Origin of the sequence: Sulfurimonas sp. NW9 (assembly GCF_051132275.1) — a bacterium.
Classification (GTDB): domain Bacteria; phylum Campylobacterota; class Campylobacteria; order Campylobacterales; family Sulfurimonadaceae; genus Sulfurimonas; species Sulfurimonas hydrogeniphila.
Genome location: NZ_CP093236.1, coordinates 84,512 through 100,789, shown reverse-complemented (window position 1 = coordinate 100,789; position 16,278 = coordinate 84,512). Strand labels below are relative to the sequence as shown.

Genomic DNA, 16,278 nt, shown 5'->3' with positions numbered 1-16,278 from the left:
AAGTCAATCAGTAGTAAAGTATGAAAGATATTCAAACATAGGGGGTGTAATTTATTGGCTACTCTGTTTTGTTGTATGACTTTTCATATAAAAGTTCTGGGTCTAAATCTAACTGGTTATCCCACTCAATACTATCAAAGCATACTTTTACACTTTTAAACAAATTTTCATCTTTTAGTTCTTGGAACTTCCCTGTGTTAAGATAGGGTTTTACATCAAATATTTTCTCTTCTTGATTTTCAAATTTTAACAATAAAAGATAATTATTTAAAGGTTTTACCTCTTTGACTGATAAATACATGCTATCCTCCTATTTTAAAGGGTCAATTTTAAATGGCAGTTCACCATTTTGAGCTAAAGTCCAATCTGCCATTAACTCTTCTTTTCGGATTTCAACCCATGCCAAAACAATTTTCAACTTGTTTTTTGGTAGTTTTCCTTACGTAACTTCACACTTTTGAATATCTATAACAGCTTTATCATCTTGATAATATACATGAATATGTGGAGGGTTATGCTCTCTTGGAGCACAATACATTCTAATAATGATTCCATAAAACATTGATATTGTTGGTATAAAACACCCTTTATACTTGTTTTTATTGTATATTATCTAATCTCTCTTTAATATTTACTAATTCATTTTTTCTTTTTGCATGGAAAGGCTTGTCCTAAAGAAGAGAAAATCATCCAATTGCCATTATTCCATTCTTCCGGATTGTTTTTTATATATTTTCTTACAATTGCACATAGCTGATTATTGCTAATATCTTTCGGAATACAAAATTGCTTACCATCTAAAGATGCTGAAACACCACTTATAGTTCCCATGTAAAATCCAAGAGCTAAACTATTGTAATTTTTATTACCATTTTCAATTTGTTCCCATGCTTTTGATCCATCAACAAGTAAATTTCCTGCTTGTAAATGACCAGCAACAAGTATAACTAAAATTATATTTTTCATATTTTTATCCTCACACAACGGTCGAATATAGCCGATAAATTTCCGTTAGGTAATTTATTGGCTACTATGTTTTGTTGTACATGTTTATGTAGTCTGTTTGAATACAATGTTTTTAGAAATTTTTGTTTTACTATTTAATACAGAATCACTAGTATAAGGGACTTTTCCTGATGGAATATAATGTGAAGTTTCATCTAAATGTGTATCTTGATCATCAAAAAATATATGAGCTTTAAACGCTCTTAATATTTTCGATTTGTCAAGTCCTCCAAGAAAAAATATTTCATCAACATAAACACCCCATGCACGAAGTGTTTTAATTACTCTCATTTCAGCAGGAGCATTACGAGCTGTAACAATCGCAATACGAACAGGAGAATATTCGACACTAAATGGTAATCTATCTTGTAATCTTGCAAGTTTTCTTAGTAAACTAGCATAAGGACCTTCTATCATTGGTTCATTCTGTTTTGAATCTTCATTTTTATAAAATTCTTCAATACCTTTAGCTTTAAAAACTATTTCACTACTTTCATCAAAGATTACAGCATCACCATCAAATGCTATTCTAACTTGTCCTTCAGGTATTTTTTCTATATCTGTAGGTGGTTCTTTTACTAATGCAACAGCACAAGTATTTGAATCTCGTACTCTTTGAGCATCTTTAATATCTGTTGTTAAAAATAAATCTACATCAAAAGCTTCAAGATAATCTGTTACAGATTCTCCACCTGTAAAAGCATGTCGTGTAATGCCTAGTTTTTTACTTCTTATATTGTTAAAAACTTGAATACCAGTTTCTGGACTATTTCGAGACATAACTACAACTTCAATAAGTAAATTTTTATCAGTATTTTTTTTATATTTATTTAGTTGAAGAAGTGCTTTAATTAGTGGCATACCTGTTCCATCTTGTAAATCTTGGTCTTCTCTTGTAAGCATAAATTGACGGTATTCAGATATTGCAGTATCTTTATCTTCTTTATACTTTTTTCTAAAAACAGCATCAGCTTCACTTAAATCAAAAAGAGCAGTAGCAGTAACTCCAATAACTAAAGTATCTGATAAATTTAATCCCATATTTTTTCCTTTTCTCTTTGTACAACGGGGGCGCGGGTGAATGACGGCGACATCTGAAAATTTATTTTCTGATGTTGTTGCTCATTCCTCCCGCTTGTTATCTGGCGCTGTGCGACAGATGACTAGCGGGTGTTCAACCCGCGCCCCCGTTATCCGGTCACACAGTGAGCGGATAACGGTTGAAGATAGCCGATAAATTTCCGCTAGGTAATTTATTGGATACTCTGTTTTGTTATCTTTTTAAACCATTCTTTATTCTATGGGTTTTAACTCGTTTTTAGCATCAATTTTAAACTTGTTGAAGGTTGTTTTATCAATATCTAAACTATTTTCCATTATGTCAAATGCTTTTTCTAATTTATCTTCAGAAAAATATTTTAATGCTAAACTATTGTATTCATCTATAAATTCAGAGTACAGTTCTTTTGATTTTTTTATAAATGCAATTTTATACTCTTCAGTATTTTCACCTTTTGATTCATGTCCTGTGAAGGGGTCTAAAATTTTTGATTTCCATACTATATTCCAAGGTGCTGTAAATAAAAAAGGATTTTTAGTTTTTCCAAATATATGTGTAACTTGATAATTACTGATTTTTTTCTTTTTTTCATTATCTTTTTTTATTGTTTTAGAAAATCCAGTTATCTTTTGTAATAATTGTGTAGGTTTAGTATTATTAGTTGAATCTTTTTTAATATTGTTATTATTTAATATAATTTTGAATAATTCTTGATATAAATATGTCCCTTTTGCATCTCTTCCATATCCTCTAATAAATACTTCATTATTGTTTTGAATAGAGTTAATTAAGCTTTTCCATTCTACTTTAATTTCATCTGGTTTTGGATAAATTGTATCTAGTTCAACGCCAAATTCTATAATATCTTGAAAATCTATTTTAAAATGTTGAAAAAATGTTTGATATGCTTCTCTCATTAATACCCTTGACTATTTGATTTGAACATATTTAGCTAGTTTAATACCTTTGCTAATCTCTGCTTGATATGAAGGGCCTTTATCAATGCCCGATATTTCAATAATTTCTTTATTTGAAGCATTACAGTTTTTTAACTCTTCTGAATATTGAATTCCAAAAAGTCTTATCATTGTTGGCCCATCATCTAAATTATTTTCATACATTCTTTTTAATGCTGATGCTAAATCTTGTTTTGTCATTTTGAGGTTCCTTGTGTAAGATAACGTTTGTCGTGAGCGATAATTTTCCCGTTAGGGTAAATTATTGCGTTCCTCGTACTTGTTAACTTTCGTCAATCTGATATCCTAGCTTTCGCATGTCGTTAACAAAGTCTTCTATGTTTCCAACTCCCCATTGATTTGAAATAGCATATTCTTCATTTCCAATTGTTACAGGCTCTCCATCTTTCAAGAAGTGTCTTGGTTGTCCATGTTTATTCGCTTTCTCAATTGCATCTTGTAGAGGTGCAAATAGTCTTTGGTTTGAAAAGTTTTTTCTAAAGTCTTCAATATCATTTGGCGTATTGTCTTCAAAATATTTTTTCATTACAGCAAGGACTAACTTTCTTTTATTGTAAATTTCACCTTGAAATTTATAGTTTGTATAGTCCTTATCTGTCTGTCTTGCTTCTCGTCTTTGTGAAACTTGTTGCTTAATTTGAATTTGATAGTTTTCAGCTTCAGGCAAAGGGATTATCTGTTGTACATCAATTAAAACTTTTTCATTAAGTTTATAGGGAACAAGCCTTATACATTTGATATCAATATTTCTTTCATTTAACCACATCACAGATGTTGTAATTTCTTTTGAAAAATTTGAAGAAACTAAAATTATTTTTACATCTAATGCAAAATCATCAGCTTGGTTTTCATCCCATTCTAAAAATTTTAAAAGATTGTTTTCTGCATCTTCTGATATGTTTGATTTATCTAAATATTTTTGATAAATTTTTACAGTTCTTGAAAATGTCAATGTTGAAACCATTGAAGCATATCTAATTGCTTGAAGTTCCATATGTTCACCAGTTTCATCTCTTTTTAATTCAATAACAACTAAATTAGCTTCTTTATCAATAGCTAATAAATCTATTCTCCTTTTGCTTCCATCCCATTCGGAAAATTCTTCTGAAATAACAAGACAATCAGGAGCAATAATATCAATTTGTTTTTTCAATGCATCTTGAAGATTCGTTCTTTCAAGTATATTTTCAACTTGAAAGCTCGTTCTATCAATTTTTTCTAAATTATTATTTATAGTATCGAAATCGAATATTGCCATGTAAGTTCCTTTTAGTAAGTTAACGGGGGCGCGGGTGAATGACGGCGACATCTGAAAATTTATTTTCTGATGTTGTTGCTCATTCCTCCCGCTTGTTATCTGGCGCTGTGCGACAGATGACTAGCGGGTGTTCAACCCGCGCCCCCGTTATCCGGTCACGCAGTGAGCGGATAACTATTTATTAACGCACATTATAGGTAGAACAACCTTAAATCACACAATTAACTGTCAATATAAATGTGTGTTATTTGTTAATTTTCGTACATAACACACAAAATGTCGCTTAAAGTTTTTCTTTCAAACCAAGTAAAGTTAGTAAACTTTTGGTAAAATCCGCGTATGAAACACGGTGCCAATATATATAAATATGCAAAAAAACTCGGATGCAGGAGTGATGAGATTATAGACTTTTCATCAAACATCAATCTTTATCAACCCCAGAGTGCTTTACATGTAACCAATAGTACCATTACAAAATATGCCCAAAGCAATTACACAACACTCAAAACGGCCATTGCACACAATTATGGTCTGAAAAAATCACAAATTTCTTTGTATAACGGGGCGACTGCCGCTGTTTATGCTTTGTTTGAGGCATTAAAACAAAAAAAGGTCACTTTGTATGCGCCTCTGTACGGCGAATATGAAAAAGCAGCCCTCCAAAGCAAAAAAAATGTTTACAAAATCAACCGAATTGAGAATATCGACGCAACCGTTGCAAAAAAGTCCATTGTTGTTTTTGTCAACCCCTCTACGCCTGAAGGGAGTTTTTACGAACTTGCAACACTTTTTGCTTACTGGAAAAAGCAAAAATGTACCGTTATTTTGGACGAAAGCTTTTTGGAGTTTGAGAGTCATCCCTCTTTGCGGCAGATGATTCAAAACTATAAAAAACTCTATATCGTTCAGTCATTTTCCAAGTTTTACAGCTGTGCAGGGGTGCGGATCGGTGCTGTTTTTTCAAACAAAAAAAATATCACAAAATTACATCCGCCGCTTTGGAATATCTCTTCACTCGATGCGGCATTTTTGCAAAAACGTCTTGGCGATAAAACTTTTAAAGAAAAAAGCCGCCAACTGCATACGATACAAAAACAGGAACTGCTTGATATTCTAAAAAAATGCGGACTTTTTGAACAGATTGTCCAAAGTGATGCAAACTTCATTCTGACACAATCATCACAGGCGGAAGAAATTTTTTCTCATCTGCTCAGACAGAAGATACTCGTCAGAACCTGCGGCAGTTTTGATTATCTTACAGACAGATGGCTTCGCTTTGCCGTAAAAGACAAACAATCACATACAGCGCTGCAAAATGCACTTACAACTTACCCAGGAGAAAACCAATGAAAATTATACTTAGCCTGCTACTCGTAGCCTTTAGCCTTTTCGCTCGCGCTGATTTGGACGAATACGCCCAGAAAATGGGCTTTCAACGCGATTATTACGCAGCCCTTGCCAAAGCAAAAAAAGAGCAGCGTCCCCTGATGCTTGTCGTGACCAAAGCAGAATGTCCCTGGTGCGACCGTCTCGAAGACCGCACTTTTACCAATCCGACAGTGCATAAACGCTTAAACAAAGAAGTGGTTGTTGTGCTTGTATATAAGAATTTTGATGAGGGAGAATACCCTGCCGAAAAATTTCCAGCACCCTTTAGCCCCCGTATCTTTTTCGTTGACCCTGCTACGCAAAAAACACTGCTTATTGTTAACGGCTATGTCAAAGCAGACAGCTTTCTTCAAGAACTCGATACACTGCAAATGCTGTGGCGCAAATAAGCTATGCACTCTCTGAGCATATTCGGCACCAGCAGTGATGCGGGCAAATCAACACTTGCCTTTGCCCTGACCTATCTTTTACATCACAGAGGTTTACATGTAGCCCCTTTCAAAGCACAGAATGTCTCGAACAATTCGCTTGTTACCGACATTGACAACGGTGAAATAGCCATTCCTCAGGCCTTTGCTGCCGAATCTATCGGGCTCAAAACTACCCCTCTTTTTAATCCCATACTCTTAAAATCAGGCGGAGCGAGCAGAGCCCACATGATTATCAACGGTAAAAGTGTCGGCGATACGGATGTCTGGAGCTATTACAAAGACATAAACCGGCTCAAACCCATCGTCAAAAAAGCATTTGCTTCTTTGCAAAAAGAGTATGACTGTATCATTGCCGAGGGGGCGGGCAGTCCGGTTGAGCTCAATCTGATGAGCAAAGACCTCTCAAACATCTATGTAGCCCAGGAATTTCAAACAAAGATAGTACTTGTCGCAGACATTCAAAGAGGCGGTGTTTTTGCCTCCATTTACGGAGTTTACAATCTTTTGCCGAAAAAACTGCGTAAAAATGTCATCGGTGTAATTGTCAATAAATTTCAGGGTGACATGTCTTTGTTTGATGAGGGGGTCCAAATCATTGAGAAAGATTTTGGCATCAAAGTTTTAGGTGTCGTTCCTTTTAAACCCTTTAATCTCGGCTTTGAAGACTCTGCTTCACTGATGGGCTACACACAGGACACTTCCAAATCCATCATAAAAGTCGGTGTTGTCAAACTTCCGCACATCAGTAACTTTACCGATTTTGAGCCTCTTGTTGCGGATGCGGAAATTGAGCTGAACTTTATTGAGAGTGTGAATGAAGCAAAACATTATGATCTGCTCATCATTCCCGGAAGCAAGCGGGTTGTCGATGATTTGCTTTGGCTGAAAAAACGCGGTTTTGAAACTCTCTTAGGCGATAAACACAGACACGTCATAGCGATCTGCGGAGGTTATGAGATGCTGTTTGAGCAAATTCTTGACCCCGAGCATATAGAATCAGAAAAAGAAGTGACACAGGGATTTGGACGTTTTAAAGGAGATGTTGTTTTTCAAAAAGAAAAAATTGTACAAAAAGGCTGTTATAACCTCCAAGGCGTTATGGTAAAAGGATATGAGATTCACAACGCTGTCGCCAAAAAACGTGCCAAAAAAAAGAAAAACCTCTACGGCACCTTTGTTCACGGGCTTTTTGAAAGCGATGCCTTTCGCTATAAAGATTTTTCACAGACTCAACAAAAAGTACAAAGGTTATAATTTTAAAGCATTTAAAAAAGAGACCATTGCCGACTTTGCCGAGCATATCGCTTTACATGTAAACATAGACGCTATCCACAAGGCACTGGATGATACATAATATTTTCATCGCACTCTTTGCCTACCTCATCGACAGAAAATTCGGGGAGTTCTCCTTCATAAAACATCCTGTAATCGTTATAGGCGAGATTATCACTTTTTTTGAGGAAAAATTTTACAAGGACTCTGTAACACGCGGCTGTTTGTTAGTTCTGTTTGTGCTGGGAACTGTGAGTTTTTTCACTCTTTCACTCTACCTCTATCTGCAGCTTTTCAACACCTTTGTAAACATTCTCATCAGCTCCTTTATTGCCTCCATGTTTATCGCCCATAAGATGCTGCGAGACTCTGTACGGAATGTCTTACATGTAAAGAACAAAAAAGAAGCTATTGCCATGCTGGTATCACGCGACACGCAGGAGATGAGTGAAAGTGATGTCTATAAGGCAGCGATTGAGACCTATGCCGAAAATCTGAGTGACGGCGTTGTCGCCCCGCTCTTTTATCTGCTGCTGTTTAATCTGCCGGGCATTGTCATTTACAAAGCCGTTAACACCATGGACTCTATGGTCGGCTACAGAAATGAAAAGTATGAAAAATTCGGAAAATGTGCGGCAAAACTTGACGATATCGCAAACTTCATTCCCTCAAGGCTGACAGCACTGCTCATTATGTTCCTTGCAAAACAGAAAAACATTTTTGCCTTTTATGCAGACGGAAAAAAGCACGAGAGCCCCAATGCAGGACATCCCATCACTGCCATGGCACTGGCTTTACATGTAAAGCTTGGCGGAGACACATATTATTTTGGCAAACTCAAGAAAAAAGCACATTTTGGCGAAGGCAAAACAAAAATAGAAAAAACAGATGTGCAAAATGCATTGAAACTTCTCTAAAGCAAATCATTCACAGTAATTTTTGCTATAATTTACATCATGAAGCGAGAAACACTCAATAAAAAAACACAGATATCAAATGATATACTCTTCTATATATATACACATATTGATACCGACATCAATATGGATGAGCTGGCCCAGCAGTTTAACATCAGCAAAGTCTATATGCACAAGATCTACAAAGAGGTTTTCGGAAGAAATATTTATGAAAGCATCAAATCTATCAGGTTGCAAAAAGCCTCTTCTTTGCTGCTGACAAACAAATATTCCACTATCACCCAGATAGCCGCTTTGTGCGGATACAGCTCACAGACCTCTTTCATCGTGTTTTTAAAGAGAGATTTTCCATGACTCCTACGGCATGGAAAAAAGGCGGACACAAAGAGTACTCCCAAACTATTCTTGCAGAATCAAAAAAAGCAATCGCCTCCAATGCAAACTATAATAACATTGAAGCAACTATAGTCAATATGCCACAAATCGAAGTTTACTATATGCGACACAACGGCTACAATGACCAAATCAAACAAACCTGGCAGAAAGTGCAGACATGGACCTACAGCAACAATATCAAAGACTACGAGCATATTGCCCTTTTTCATGACAACCCTACGGTCACACACCTTGAAGAGTGCCAGTATGTCGCCTGCATAAAAGTCAATGATAAAAGCAAAATTGATTATGAAAGACTACCAAAACTCAACATTGCAAAAGGTGTCTATGCCAAATTTGACATTACCGGTGCCGATGGAGATTTTTTACACTTTTTATACTGGGTTTACACAGAATGGCTTCCAAACAGCGAATACGAAACAACGACCCAACCACCCTACGCAATCTACAAAAAGAACAAATATCTCTCTGATGACAATCATTTCGATTTAAGCTTTTACCTCTCAATCAAGTTTTAACACAAACCCTTTAAAACAGGTACATTCAGAATACTTTGTTTTTCAAAAGCAAAATTCTGAATAAAAATTGAAGATATTTAAATAATATTCGTGTATAAATAGATTAAAAATAGATAATTTTAACAATAAAACCTGTAAAGACTTAATCTTTTATTTTTATTAAAATACCGGCATGTTTTCAAATGTAGGTGGAAATCATTATCAAAATGATGATTTCTCAAATATTATGAAGGATTTTATTAAGGAGAATTAAAATGGCAAAAAGAACTATTACAGTGGCACGCGGGGACGGAATCGGTCCTGAGATTATGGATGCAAGCATCAGAGTACTTGATGCTGCCGGCGCAGATGTAGAGTGGGAACACATTGATGTTGGAGAGAAAGTATACCTTGCAGGAAATACTTCAGGAATTACTGATGAAGCATGGGAGTCTATCAAAAAGAACAAAGTGCTTTTCAAGGCACCTATTACAACACCTCAGGGAGGCGGATACAAAAGTTTAAATGTAACTATCCGCAAAACACTTGGTTTGTATGCGAATGTTCGTCCGGCTATCTCTTATGATCCGTTTATACCTTCAAGATACCCGGGTATGAATGTTGTCACTATTCGTGAGAATGAAGAAGATTTATATGCAGGGATAGAGCACCAGCAAACACCGGAAGTAACACAGTGTCTTAAAATCATTACAAGACCGGGTTGTGAAAAAATATGCCAGTACGCATTTGAATATGCCAAAGCATACGGCAGAAAAAGAATTACATGTATGATCAAAGACAACATCATGAAAATAACAGATGGTCTTTTTGTAAAAGTATTTTACGAAACTGCCAAAAAATACCCTGAAATTCAGGCGGATGACTGGATTATAGACATCGGTATGGCAAAACTTGTTGATGCGCCTGAAGATTTCGACATGGTGTTAATGCCTAACCTTTACGGAGATGTTGCAACAGATATACTTGGACTTATGACTGGTTCTGTCGGGATTGCACCGGGTGCGAATGTTGGTGCCGATATAGCAATGTATGAAGCAATTCACGGTTCTGCACCGCGTCATGCCGGAAAGAACAAAGCAAATCCGTCAGGTCTTTTACTCTCTGGTGTGATGATGATGGTACAGGTAGGACAGCCTGAAGTAGCTCAAAAAGTACACAATGCCTGGTTGAAAACCATTGAAGACGGTATTGTGACATACGATCTTGCCAGAAAACTCAAAGCACAGGGCAAAGAACATACTGAAGTCGGAACAAAAGAGTTCGCTGATGCTGTCATTGAAAGACTGGGACAGGAGCCATCAACACTTGCTCCTGTAAGATATGACAAAGCGATTCAAATCAAAAAACCTGTTCTGTCAAATGTAAGAACTGAAAAAATGGATCTTATCGGTGTGGATATCTTTACAAGAGATGACTGTGATGCAAATACTATCGGTGACAAACTGGTTGAACTGGCAAAAGATACAGGTATGGCACTCAAAATGATCTCTAACCGTGGTCAGAAGGTCTACCCGAACGGTCACCCGGAAACTTTCCTGACAGACCACTGGAGATGCAGATACTATGCTAAAAACCAAGGGGATATCATAAGTAACAGTGATATTACAGATATGATGAACAGAATTGATGCAGCAGGCATAGAGGTTATCAAAACTGAAAACCTTTATATGCTTAACGGTGAACGCGCATACTCTTTAGGACAAGGCGAATAAAAACCATACCTTTATCCCTCCTTTTTTAGGGGAAAAGGAGGGAAATACCACATAAAGATAAAGGTTTGTTTCGCTACACTACAGATAAAAATCTGAATCGAATTAATACCGCCTTTATGCAATAGGAGTTTAAAAAATGAATATCGATATAATTTTACAAAACATGTTAAATCCGCCTGTTTTATTCTTTTTTTTAGGAATGCTGGCCATTTTCTTAAAATCTGATTTAACTATTCCGCAGCCATTACCTAAACTGTTTTCTCTTTATTTGCTTATAGCAATTGGTTTGCACGGCGGACATGAACTTTCCCAAAGCGGACTCAGCACATACATCTTTAAAGCACTGCTTATTGCAGTAGTTATGTCCATGCTTATTCCTGTATACAGCTTTTTTATCTTAAGAATGAAAATAGATGTTTACAATGCCATTGCCATTGCGGCAACTTTTGGGTCTATCAGTGCTGTTACTTTTATTACGGGGATTACCTATCTTGACACCATAGGTGTTGCACATGGCGGATTTATGGTTGCTTCTATGGCGCTTATGGAGTCTCCGGCTATTGTTATAGGTCTGGTCTTTGCAGCACTCTTTGCCAAAAGTCCTGACGCAGAAGATGAAAATACAAGTATAAAAGAAATTTTGCGGGAAGCTTTTTTAAACCCTTCTGTATTTTTGCTTATAGGCGCGCTTGCCATCGGGATATTGACAGGAGACAAAGGATGGCACTCTATGGAGCCGCTTTTTGGAACGCTCTTTAAAGGGATGCTTGCATTTTTCCTTCTTGACATGGGTCTTGTTGCAGCAAGAAAAATTCATGAACTGAAAAAAGTGGGTCTGTTTTTGATAGGATTTGCACTCATCATGCCGATGGTCAACGCCTCTGTAGCTGTAGCGGTAGCCTATTTCTTCGGAATTGAAAAAGGGGATGCTTTTCTTTTGGCACTGCTCAGTGCGAGTGCCTCTTACATCGCTGTTCCGGCAGCAATGAGACTCTCTGTACCTGAAGCAAATCCGGGAATATATCTTCCGCTCAGTCTGGCAGTTACCTTCCCATTCAATATTTCATTAGGTATACCGTTGTATTATTATATGATAACAACATTTTGGGGGTAAAAGATGAAAAAAATCGAAGTCATCATTGAGTCTGTTTACATAAAGAGACTCTTGAAAGTTTTTAAAAAGCACAAAGTAGACGGATATACTGTCATCAAAGATGTAGAAGGCTACGGGGGTCACGGTTTTCAGACAGCAGATGATGTCTCGGATGTACTGAGCAATATCCTGGTCTTCAGCGTGTGTAAAAAAGAACTGCTGGAGAACATGCAAAAAGATCTTAAAAAGTTTTTGGAGACATACGGGGGAAAATGTATTGTCAGTGATGCTACATTACTGTAGAGAGTATTTAAACAAAGAAGGGAAAAACAATGTCACAAATATCACGAAGAAACTTTTTAAAGAGTGCAGTAGTCGCCGGTGCCATGCCTTTAATGGCCGGCACCCAGACAGATTCGAAAAAAACACTGAAGTTTATACATGTAACCGATTCGCATATGGATTTGAGCGACAGTGACAGTGTCGAAGCGATGCAGCTGATGGCTGACTTTATCAACACAAACTACAAAGATTTGGATTTTGTTCTCTTTGGCGGTGACAACTTCAACAACAATGCGCCCAAGACAGTGATGCTTTGAAGTTCAAAGAGATTGCCGATACGCTTCACTGCCCATACTACACGGTAAGAGGAAACAAAGAATCTTTTCCGAGCGGCGACAAACAGATTAATCTTGAAGCATTTAAAAACATGTTCTGCAGTGCGAAAGAGTTACATGTAGAGGGGAAAGACTGGCTGCTGCAAACAAAAGGCTACAATATTTTAGGGCTTGACAGCTGTATAGAAAACCACAACAACGGAGCCTATACAGAAGAGACAATCGCTTTTGCCCAAAAAATTCTCGACCAAAACAAACCGACGGTAATACTCAACCACCATCCCTATACAAACTACTGGGGCGGCACAGAAGAAAAAGATATTCATAAATATGTCCTGAACAACACGCAAGAGGTACAAAAAAAACTTTTTAAATATCCAAACCTGATTTTGACGCTTTCAGGACACAAACATATAGACTCTGTCAAAGAGATTCAGGGGACAAGGGTTATTGTCACACGCGGATTTGTCCGTCCGCTTGACTTGGATATGTACCCGATGCGTTATGTTGAACTGAGCGGAAACACAATCAATGAAAAACTTATATATACAGCCTGATTTAGTCTCTATTAAGTAAGCTACCCTTATAATTAATATATAAATTAAAAAAGGCAGCTTATGACAAAATTCTCTACAATCGCTTTGACACTCATGGCGAGTTCAACAATTGCATTTGCAGGTGTTGAAGCACATTGGGACTACGCAAAACATGGTCCGCAAGACTGGGGACACTTCAGCGAAACTTGCAAAAAAGGCAAAGAACAGTCCCCTATAAATATAGAAACAGAAAATACACAGCAGTTAGACGAGAGTTACACGATTGAACTTTCCGAAGATTACAAAGGTATTTCCACTGTTGTTGATAACGGGCACTCTCTAAAGGTTACCCCGGTAGATGCAGGCTATATCTCACTGCACGGCAAAGACTACAAACTAAAACAGTTTCATTTTCATGGCATGAGCGAGCATACAATTGACGGCAGAAGATACAATGCAGTCGCGCACTTTGTTCATATGGCAAAAGACGGTTCAGTGGCAGTTGTGGCAGTAATGTTTGAAGTCGGAGAAGAAAATCCTGCTTTAGAAAAGATTTTACATGCAAAACACAAAATAGCCATAAATCCTAATGATTTGCTGCCTGAAGATACGGATCACTACTATCACTACAAAGGTTCATTTACCACACCACCCTGTACAGAGGGCGTAGAGTGGTATATTTTCAAAGATACTGTCAATATTTCAAAATCACAACTGGATGCTTTAAGAAAATACTACAGAAACAACGAAAGACCGACACAGCCTCTTAACAAAAGAGTTGTCCAAACAAAATAAAACCTGCAGACATTTAGCCGAAATTAGCAAATTTTGCTAAATTTGGCTAAAATATTTTATGCAGATAACTATTAACGACTACAACTTACAAAACCTGGAAACATTTACACAGATCCTTAAAAAAGATGAAAGCACACTTATCAATGAAGCCTTGGAACTCTACTTTGAAGAACAGCAAAAAAAACTATTGGAGAAGAACCTTGCAGATGAAAATGCACTGACTAATCTTGATTATGACGAGTTCTGGGAGGGTGTGGATATTGACTAGAGAGTTTATAAACGGAGCAGAAAGAACAGTTTTTAAACTGCCCTTTCTAATTTTGTTAAAATACACCTGCGATTGAACGAGCAAGCGCTTTTTCAAGAACCGGACGTGCTTCGTCAAATTTTAAATTCATTTTGTTTGCAGTAGAGATGATACGTGTACGGTAAGTTTTCCATTTTACTTTTCCGCCTTTGATATCCTGTTGTACTTTTGTAGAACTTCCCTGTGCCAAAGATGCCTGTTGTGTCTGTGTGACAACTTCTCCGTCAAGCGGTCTCTCACGAATTTGTAAATCAGTGACCATAACATACACAGTATCTTCAACTAGAGCATCCCCAAGAAAACCAAGAGCAGCACCTGCCAAACCTACAGCAGCACTTGTACGTCCGCCGCCACCTAATGAGTATGATGTTGCAGCACCTAAAGCACCGCCGGTCAATGCAGCACCAAAACTAGAACCCATCATAGCTTTTGCTTCTCTCAAGTCACTTTTACCGACTTTTAAAATGTTTCCCTGAAGCATATATGTTGCTTTTTTAGGATCATTTGTTATTTTATAGCCTTTGGCTCTAAACTCGTTAGCGATTACATTCTTAACATCGACCTGTTTGTCAGAAGTATTTCTCATATCAAAATAAATAACCTTTTCTTCCGGGCTCACAGGCTCCAAAAACACAGTTTCAGACATTTTTGTTTGTACATCAAGATTTCTCTTCTTCACGGCAGTTTTCATCGCACTACAACCACTAAACCCAACTAAAACCAACGCCATCAACGACGCTATGATAACACTTTTTTTCAACATATAACTATGCTCCTGTCATTAAAATAAGTTTTATTCTAACACTAAAAACTTAAACTATCCAAATTATATTGAAACAAAAGAAAATATTTGTAATTTTTGTTACAATTAGAAAAAAGATTCTTATAATGCAAACATATAACATACTGACAAACACCATTGATACATTTCCTGAAGGAAAAGCCGATTTTTTACTTGCCGCAAGTGTCACAAAGACATGCGAGATAGACAACATTACCCAGGCCGGGATTCCGGGGATGATTCCGCTTACCCCTACACTTGACGCCGAATATATAAGTCATGAAAAAGTTTTCTCTTTGGGCGAACTTGCCGAAACACCGACAGGTGTCCCTACCCCTGCACTTATTACCCGTGCAGTTCACAATCTGACACCTTTTAGCACTATAGAGATTTTGGATCTGGGTCTTGTTTCCCAGCCTAAAAACTGTATCAACACCATTTTGACATCCACCCCTCCGAGGCAATAGACAAAGGTGCCGGTATCAATGCAAAAGAGATATTCGCAAAAGGGATGCAGTTTGGAAAGTCCTATGAGCTTAAAGGAAATTATCTTATTTTAGGAGAGAGTACACCCGCGGGACAACAACACAGCGACTGCTTCGGCTTTGGCACTTGGCTTTGACTGCGCCGATGACTTTTCCTCAAGTTTCCTACATGTACCCGATGATATTAAAACACAAACGATAAACAAAGCCCTCTCTTTGCTTGACAATGATATGAACAATTTTGAAAAACTGGGTATCGTAAGTGACAATATGCTGCTTTTTTGTGCCGGATTTTTGCTTGAAGCCTCAAAAAGATTTCAAATCGTTTTAGCCGGCGGAACACAGATGGCAGCCTGTCTGTTAATCGCCGACAAACTCAAGGAAGATGTTTTGATGCGTGTAAAGCATGACAACATTACCCTTGCAACCACGCAGTGGGTCGCACAAGACAAAAATTCCGATATTGCCCATATTTTAGAGCAGTTAAGCTATGCACCACATGCCGTTTACACTACATTCAGTTTTGCAAATACCCAGATACCCATACTCAAAAAGTATGACGAGGGCGAAGCGAAAGAGGGCGTAGGTGCCGGGGCTTCTCTTGCGTACGCCGTGCAAAGCAACATACAAAATCAGGAACTTTTGGAGCAGATTGAGTATTTAATCTATAGTATGTAATTCTGCAAAGGTTTTATTACGTTATAATACTTAAATTTTTTACTCTTAGGA

The 16,278-nt window shown here is 37.2% G+C and carries 23 protein-coding genes and 1 pseudogene; 16 read left to right on the top strand and 8 right to left on the bottom strand.

Annotated features, from left to right (window positions below; all coding sequences use genetic code 11):
* Window positions 1-58 precede the first annotated feature (58 nt).
* From MLC44_RS00590 to MLC44_RS00560, 7 genes and pseudogenes are all read right to left on the bottom strand, one after another.
* Complete coding sequence (locus MLC44_RS00590) at window positions 59-301, bottom strand: DUF2442 domain-containing protein (RefSeq protein WP_151901380.1); 243 nt, start codon at window positions 299-301, stop codon at window positions 59-61.
* A gap of 9 nt (window positions 302-310) precedes the next feature.
* Window positions 311-562, bottom strand: a pseudogene (locus MLC44_RS00585) (DUF4160 domain-containing protein).
* 77 nt (window positions 563-639) lie between these two features.
* Window positions 640-966 carry a Rap1a/Tai family immunity protein gene (locus MLC44_RS00580; protein WP_151901381.1) on the bottom strand — a complete coding sequence of 109 codons (327 nt, stop codon included), beginning with the start codon at window positions 964-966 and terminating at the stop codon, window positions 640-642.
* Between the two features lie 84 nt (window positions 967-1,050).
* Window positions 1,051-2,046 carry a 5'-nucleotidase gene (locus MLC44_RS00575; RefSeq protein WP_434657965.1) on the bottom strand — a complete coding sequence of 332 codons (996 nt, stop codon included), beginning with the start codon at window positions 2,044-2,046 and terminating at the stop codon, window positions 1,051-1,053.
* A gap of 252 nt (window positions 2,047-2,298) precedes the next feature.
* Window positions 2,299-2,982 (bottom strand): hypothetical protein, encoded by a 684-nt coding sequence (locus MLC44_RS00570; RefSeq protein ID WP_151901383.1) that lies wholly within the window; start codon window positions 2,980-2,982, stop codon window positions 2,299-2,301.
* A gap of 12 nt (window positions 2,983-2,994) precedes the next feature.
* Window positions 2,995-3,222 (bottom strand): HTH-like domain-containing protein, encoded by a 228-nt coding sequence (locus MLC44_RS00565; RefSeq protein WP_223176105.1) that lies wholly within the window; start codon window positions 3,220-3,222, stop codon window positions 2,995-2,997.
* Between the two features lie 82 nt (window positions 3,223-3,304).
* Complete coding sequence (locus tag MLC44_RS00560) at window positions 3,305-4,300, bottom strand: hypothetical protein (RefSeq protein WP_151901384.1); 996 nt, start codon at window positions 4,298-4,300, stop codon at window positions 3,305-3,307.
* Between the two features lie 339 nt (window positions 4,301-4,639).
* On the opposite strand from MLC44_RS00560, the gene MLC44_RS00555 reads away from it, so the two are divergent.
* The 14 genes from MLC44_RS00555 (at window position 4,640) to MLC44_RS00490 (ending at window position 14,244) form a co-directional block, all read left to right on the top strand.
* A complete protein-coding gene (locus tag MLC44_RS00555) occupies window positions 4,640-5,650 on the top strand; it encodes an aminotransferase class I/II-fold pyridoxal phosphate-dependent enzyme (RefSeq protein WP_434657962.1) in 1,011 nt (336 codons plus the stop codon).
* Window positions 5,647-6,078 carry a thioredoxin family protein gene (locus MLC44_RS00550; RefSeq protein WP_188109997.1) on the top strand — a complete coding sequence of 144 codons (432 nt, stop codon included), beginning with the start codon at window positions 5,647-5,649 and terminating at the stop codon, window positions 6,076-6,078. Before MLC44_RS00555 ends, MLC44_RS00550 begins: the two co-directional genes overlap by 4 nt.
* Before the next feature lie 3 nt (window positions 6,079-6,081).
* The gene (locus MLC44_RS00545) at window positions 6,082-7,374 is read left to right on the top strand and encodes a cobyric acid synthase (protein WP_434657959.1); all 1,293 of its coding nucleotides are present in this window, start codon (window positions 6,082-6,084) and stop codon (window positions 7,372-7,374) included.
* Window positions 7,319-7,474 carry a hypothetical protein gene (locus MLC44_RS00540; RefSeq protein ID WP_434657956.1) on the top strand — a complete coding sequence of 52 codons (156 nt, stop codon included), beginning with the start codon at window positions 7,319-7,321 and terminating at the stop codon, window positions 7,472-7,474. Before MLC44_RS00545 ends, MLC44_RS00540 begins: the two co-directional genes overlap by 56 nt.
* Window positions 7,464-8,309 carry an adenosylcobinamide-phosphate synthase CbiB gene (gene cbiB / locus MLC44_RS00535; RefSeq protein ID WP_434657954.1) on the top strand — a complete coding sequence of 282 codons (846 nt, stop codon included), beginning with the start codon at window positions 7,464-7,466 and terminating at the stop codon, window positions 8,307-8,309. Before MLC44_RS00540 ends, cbiB begins: the two co-directional genes overlap by 11 nt.
* A 39-nt stretch (window positions 8,310-8,348) precedes the next feature.
* On the top strand, window positions 8,349-8,663 hold the full coding sequence (locus MLC44_RS00530; protein ID WP_434657951.1) for a helix-turn-helix domain-containing protein: 315 nt from the start codon (window positions 8,349-8,351) through the stop codon (window positions 8,661-8,663).
* Window positions 8,660-9,223, top strand: coding sequence for an AraC family transcriptional regulator (locus tag MLC44_RS00525; protein ID WP_434657949.1), 564 nt, complete (start codon window positions 8,660-8,662; stop codon window positions 9,221-9,223). The genes MLC44_RS00530 and MLC44_RS00525 overlap by 4 nt, the downstream gene beginning before the upstream one ends.
* A gap of 254 nt (window positions 9,224-9,477) precedes the next feature.
* On the top strand, window positions 9,478-10,935 hold the full coding sequence (locus tag MLC44_RS00520; protein WP_434637201.1) for an NADP-dependent isocitrate dehydrogenase: 1,458 nt from the start codon (window positions 9,478-9,480) through the stop codon (window positions 10,933-10,935).
* A 136-nt stretch (window positions 10,936-11,071) separates the two neighbouring features.
* Window positions 11,072-12,049 carry a sodium-dependent bicarbonate transport family permease gene (locus MLC44_RS00515; protein ID WP_434657946.1) on the top strand — a complete coding sequence of 326 codons (978 nt, stop codon included), beginning with the start codon at window positions 11,072-11,074 and terminating at the stop codon, window positions 12,047-12,049.
* A 3-nt stretch (window positions 12,050-12,052) separates the two neighbouring features.
* Entirely contained in the window at window positions 12,053-12,331 is a 279-nt protein-coding gene (locus MLC44_RS00510) for a P-II family nitrogen regulator (RefSeq protein ID WP_151901391.1), read from the top strand.
* Window positions 12,332-12,360: 29 nt separating this feature from the next.
* Window positions 12,361-12,627, top strand: a complete 267-nt coding sequence (locus MLC44_RS00505) for a twin-arginine translocation signal domain-containing protein (protein WP_434657943.1) — start codon at window positions 12,361-12,363, stop codon at window positions 12,625-12,627.
* Entirely contained in the window at window positions 12,624-13,202 is a 579-nt protein-coding gene (locus tag MLC44_RS00500) for a metallophosphoesterase family protein (protein WP_434657940.1), read from the top strand. Before MLC44_RS00505 ends, MLC44_RS00500 begins: the two co-directional genes overlap by 4 nt.
* A gap of 60 nt (window positions 13,203-13,262) precedes the next feature.
* Window positions 13,263-13,976 (top strand): carbonic anhydrase, encoded by a 714-nt coding sequence (locus MLC44_RS00495; RefSeq protein ID WP_418640878.1) that lies wholly within the window; start codon window positions 13,263-13,265, stop codon window positions 13,974-13,976.
* A 58-nt stretch (window positions 13,977-14,034) separates the two neighbouring features.
* Entirely contained in the window at window positions 14,035-14,244 is a 210-nt protein-coding gene (locus MLC44_RS00490) for a hypothetical protein (protein ID WP_151901394.1), read from the top strand.
* Window positions 14,245-14,299: 55 nt separating this feature from the next.
* Here the strand turns inward: MLC44_RS00490 and MLC44_RS00485 are convergent, their stop codons facing one another.
* Window positions 14,300-15,046: a complement resistance protein TraT gene (locus tag MLC44_RS00485; RefSeq protein ID WP_346389110.1), complete on the bottom strand. Its 747-nt coding sequence runs from the start codon at window positions 15,044-15,046 to the stop codon at window positions 14,300-14,302.
* 125 nt (window positions 15,047-15,171) lie between these two features.
* Between MLC44_RS00485 and MLC44_RS00480 the strand changes: the two genes are divergently transcribed.
* Both MLC44_RS00480 and MLC44_RS00475 read left to right on the top strand, forming a co-directional pair.
* The gene (locus tag MLC44_RS00480) at window positions 15,172-15,531 is read left to right on the top strand and encodes a hypothetical protein (RefSeq protein WP_434657937.1); all 360 of its coding nucleotides are present in this window, start codon (window positions 15,172-15,174) and stop codon (window positions 15,529-15,531) included.
* A gap of 138 nt (window positions 15,532-15,669) precedes the next feature.
* Window positions 15,670-16,227: a hypothetical protein gene (locus MLC44_RS00475; RefSeq protein ID WP_434657934.1), complete on the top strand. Its 558-nt coding sequence runs from the start codon at window positions 15,670-15,672 to the stop codon at window positions 16,225-16,227.
* The last annotated feature ends 51 nt before the right edge of the window (window positions 16,228-16,278 follow it).

What these genes read in the sequence shown, in the direction of transcription:
- MLC44_RS00520 (WP_434637201.1), top strand. Translation starts at nt 9,478, where the DNA reads ATGGCAAAAAGAACTATTACAGTGGCACGCGGGGACGGAATCGGTCCT.
- MLC44_RS00530 (WP_434657951.1), top strand. Translation starts at nt 8,349, where the DNA reads ATGAAGCGAGAAACACTCAATAAAAAAACACAGATATCAAATGATATA.
- MLC44_RS00485 (WP_346389110.1), bottom strand. Translation starts at nt 15,046, where the DNA reads ATGTTGAAAAAAAGTGTTATCATAGCGTCGTTGATGGCGTTGGTTTTA.
- MLC44_RS00525 (WP_434657949.1), top strand. Translation starts at nt 8,660, where the DNA reads ATGACTCCTACGGCATGGAAAAAAGGCGGACACAAAGAGTACTCCCAA.
- MLC44_RS00590 (WP_151901380.1), bottom strand. Translation starts at nt 301, where the DNA reads ATGTATTTATCAGTCAAAGAGGTAAAACCTTTAAATAATTATCTTTTA.
- cbiB (WP_434657954.1), top strand. Translation starts at nt 7,464, where the DNA reads ATGATACATAATATTTTCATCGCACTCTTTGCCTACCTCATCGACAGA.
- MLC44_RS00575 (WP_434657965.1), bottom strand. Translation starts at nt 2,046, where the DNA reads ATGGGATTAAATTTATCAGATACTTTAGTTATTGGAGTTACTGCTACT.
- MLC44_RS00515 (WP_434657946.1), top strand. Translation starts at nt 11,072, where the DNA reads ATGAATATCGATATAATTTTACAAAACATGTTAAATCCGCCTGTTTTA.
- MLC44_RS00505 (WP_434657943.1), top strand. Translation starts at nt 12,361, where the DNA reads ATGTCACAAATATCACGAAGAAACTTTTTAAAGAGTGCAGTAGTCGCC.
- MLC44_RS00480 (WP_434657937.1), top strand. Translation starts at nt 15,172, where the DNA reads ATGCAAACATATAACATACTGACAAACACCATTGATACATTTCCTGAA.
- MLC44_RS00495 (WP_418640878.1), top strand. Translation starts at nt 13,263, where the DNA reads ATGACAAAATTCTCTACAATCGCTTTGACACTCATGGCGAGTTCAACA.
- MLC44_RS00555 (WP_434657962.1), top strand. Translation starts at nt 4,640, where the DNA reads ATGAAACACGGTGCCAATATATATAAATATGCAAAAAAACTCGGATGC.
- MLC44_RS00570 (WP_151901383.1), bottom strand. Translation starts at nt 2,982, where the DNA reads ATGAGAGAAGCATATCAAACATTTTTTCAACATTTTAAAATAGATTTT.
- MLC44_RS00580 (WP_151901381.1), bottom strand. Translation starts at nt 966, where the DNA reads ATGAAAAATATAATTTTAGTTATACTTGTTGCTGGTCATTTACAAGCA.
- MLC44_RS00540 (WP_434657956.1), top strand. Translation starts at nt 7,319, where the DNA reads ATGCCTTTCGCTATAAAGATTTTTCACAGACTCAACAAAAAGTACAAA.
- MLC44_RS00545 (WP_434657959.1), top strand. Translation starts at nt 6,082, where the DNA reads ATGCACTCTCTGAGCATATTCGGCACCAGCAGTGATGCGGGCAAATCA.
- MLC44_RS00510 (WP_151901391.1), top strand. Translation starts at nt 12,053, where the DNA reads ATGAAAAAAATCGAAGTCATCATTGAGTCTGTTTACATAAAGAGACTC.
- MLC44_RS00490 (WP_151901394.1), top strand. Translation starts at nt 14,035, where the DNA reads ATGCAGATAACTATTAACGACTACAACTTACAAAACCTGGAAACATTT.
- MLC44_RS00565 (WP_223176105.1), bottom strand. Translation starts at nt 3,222, where the DNA reads ATGACAAAACAAGATTTAGCATCAGCATTAAAAAGAATGTATGAAAAT.
- MLC44_RS00550 (WP_188109997.1), top strand. Translation starts at nt 5,647, where the DNA reads ATGAAAATTATACTTAGCCTGCTACTCGTAGCCTTTAGCCTTTTCGCT.
- MLC44_RS00560 (WP_151901384.1), bottom strand. Translation starts at nt 4,300, where the DNA reads ATGGCAATATTCGATTTCGATACTATAAATAATAATTTAGAAAAAATT.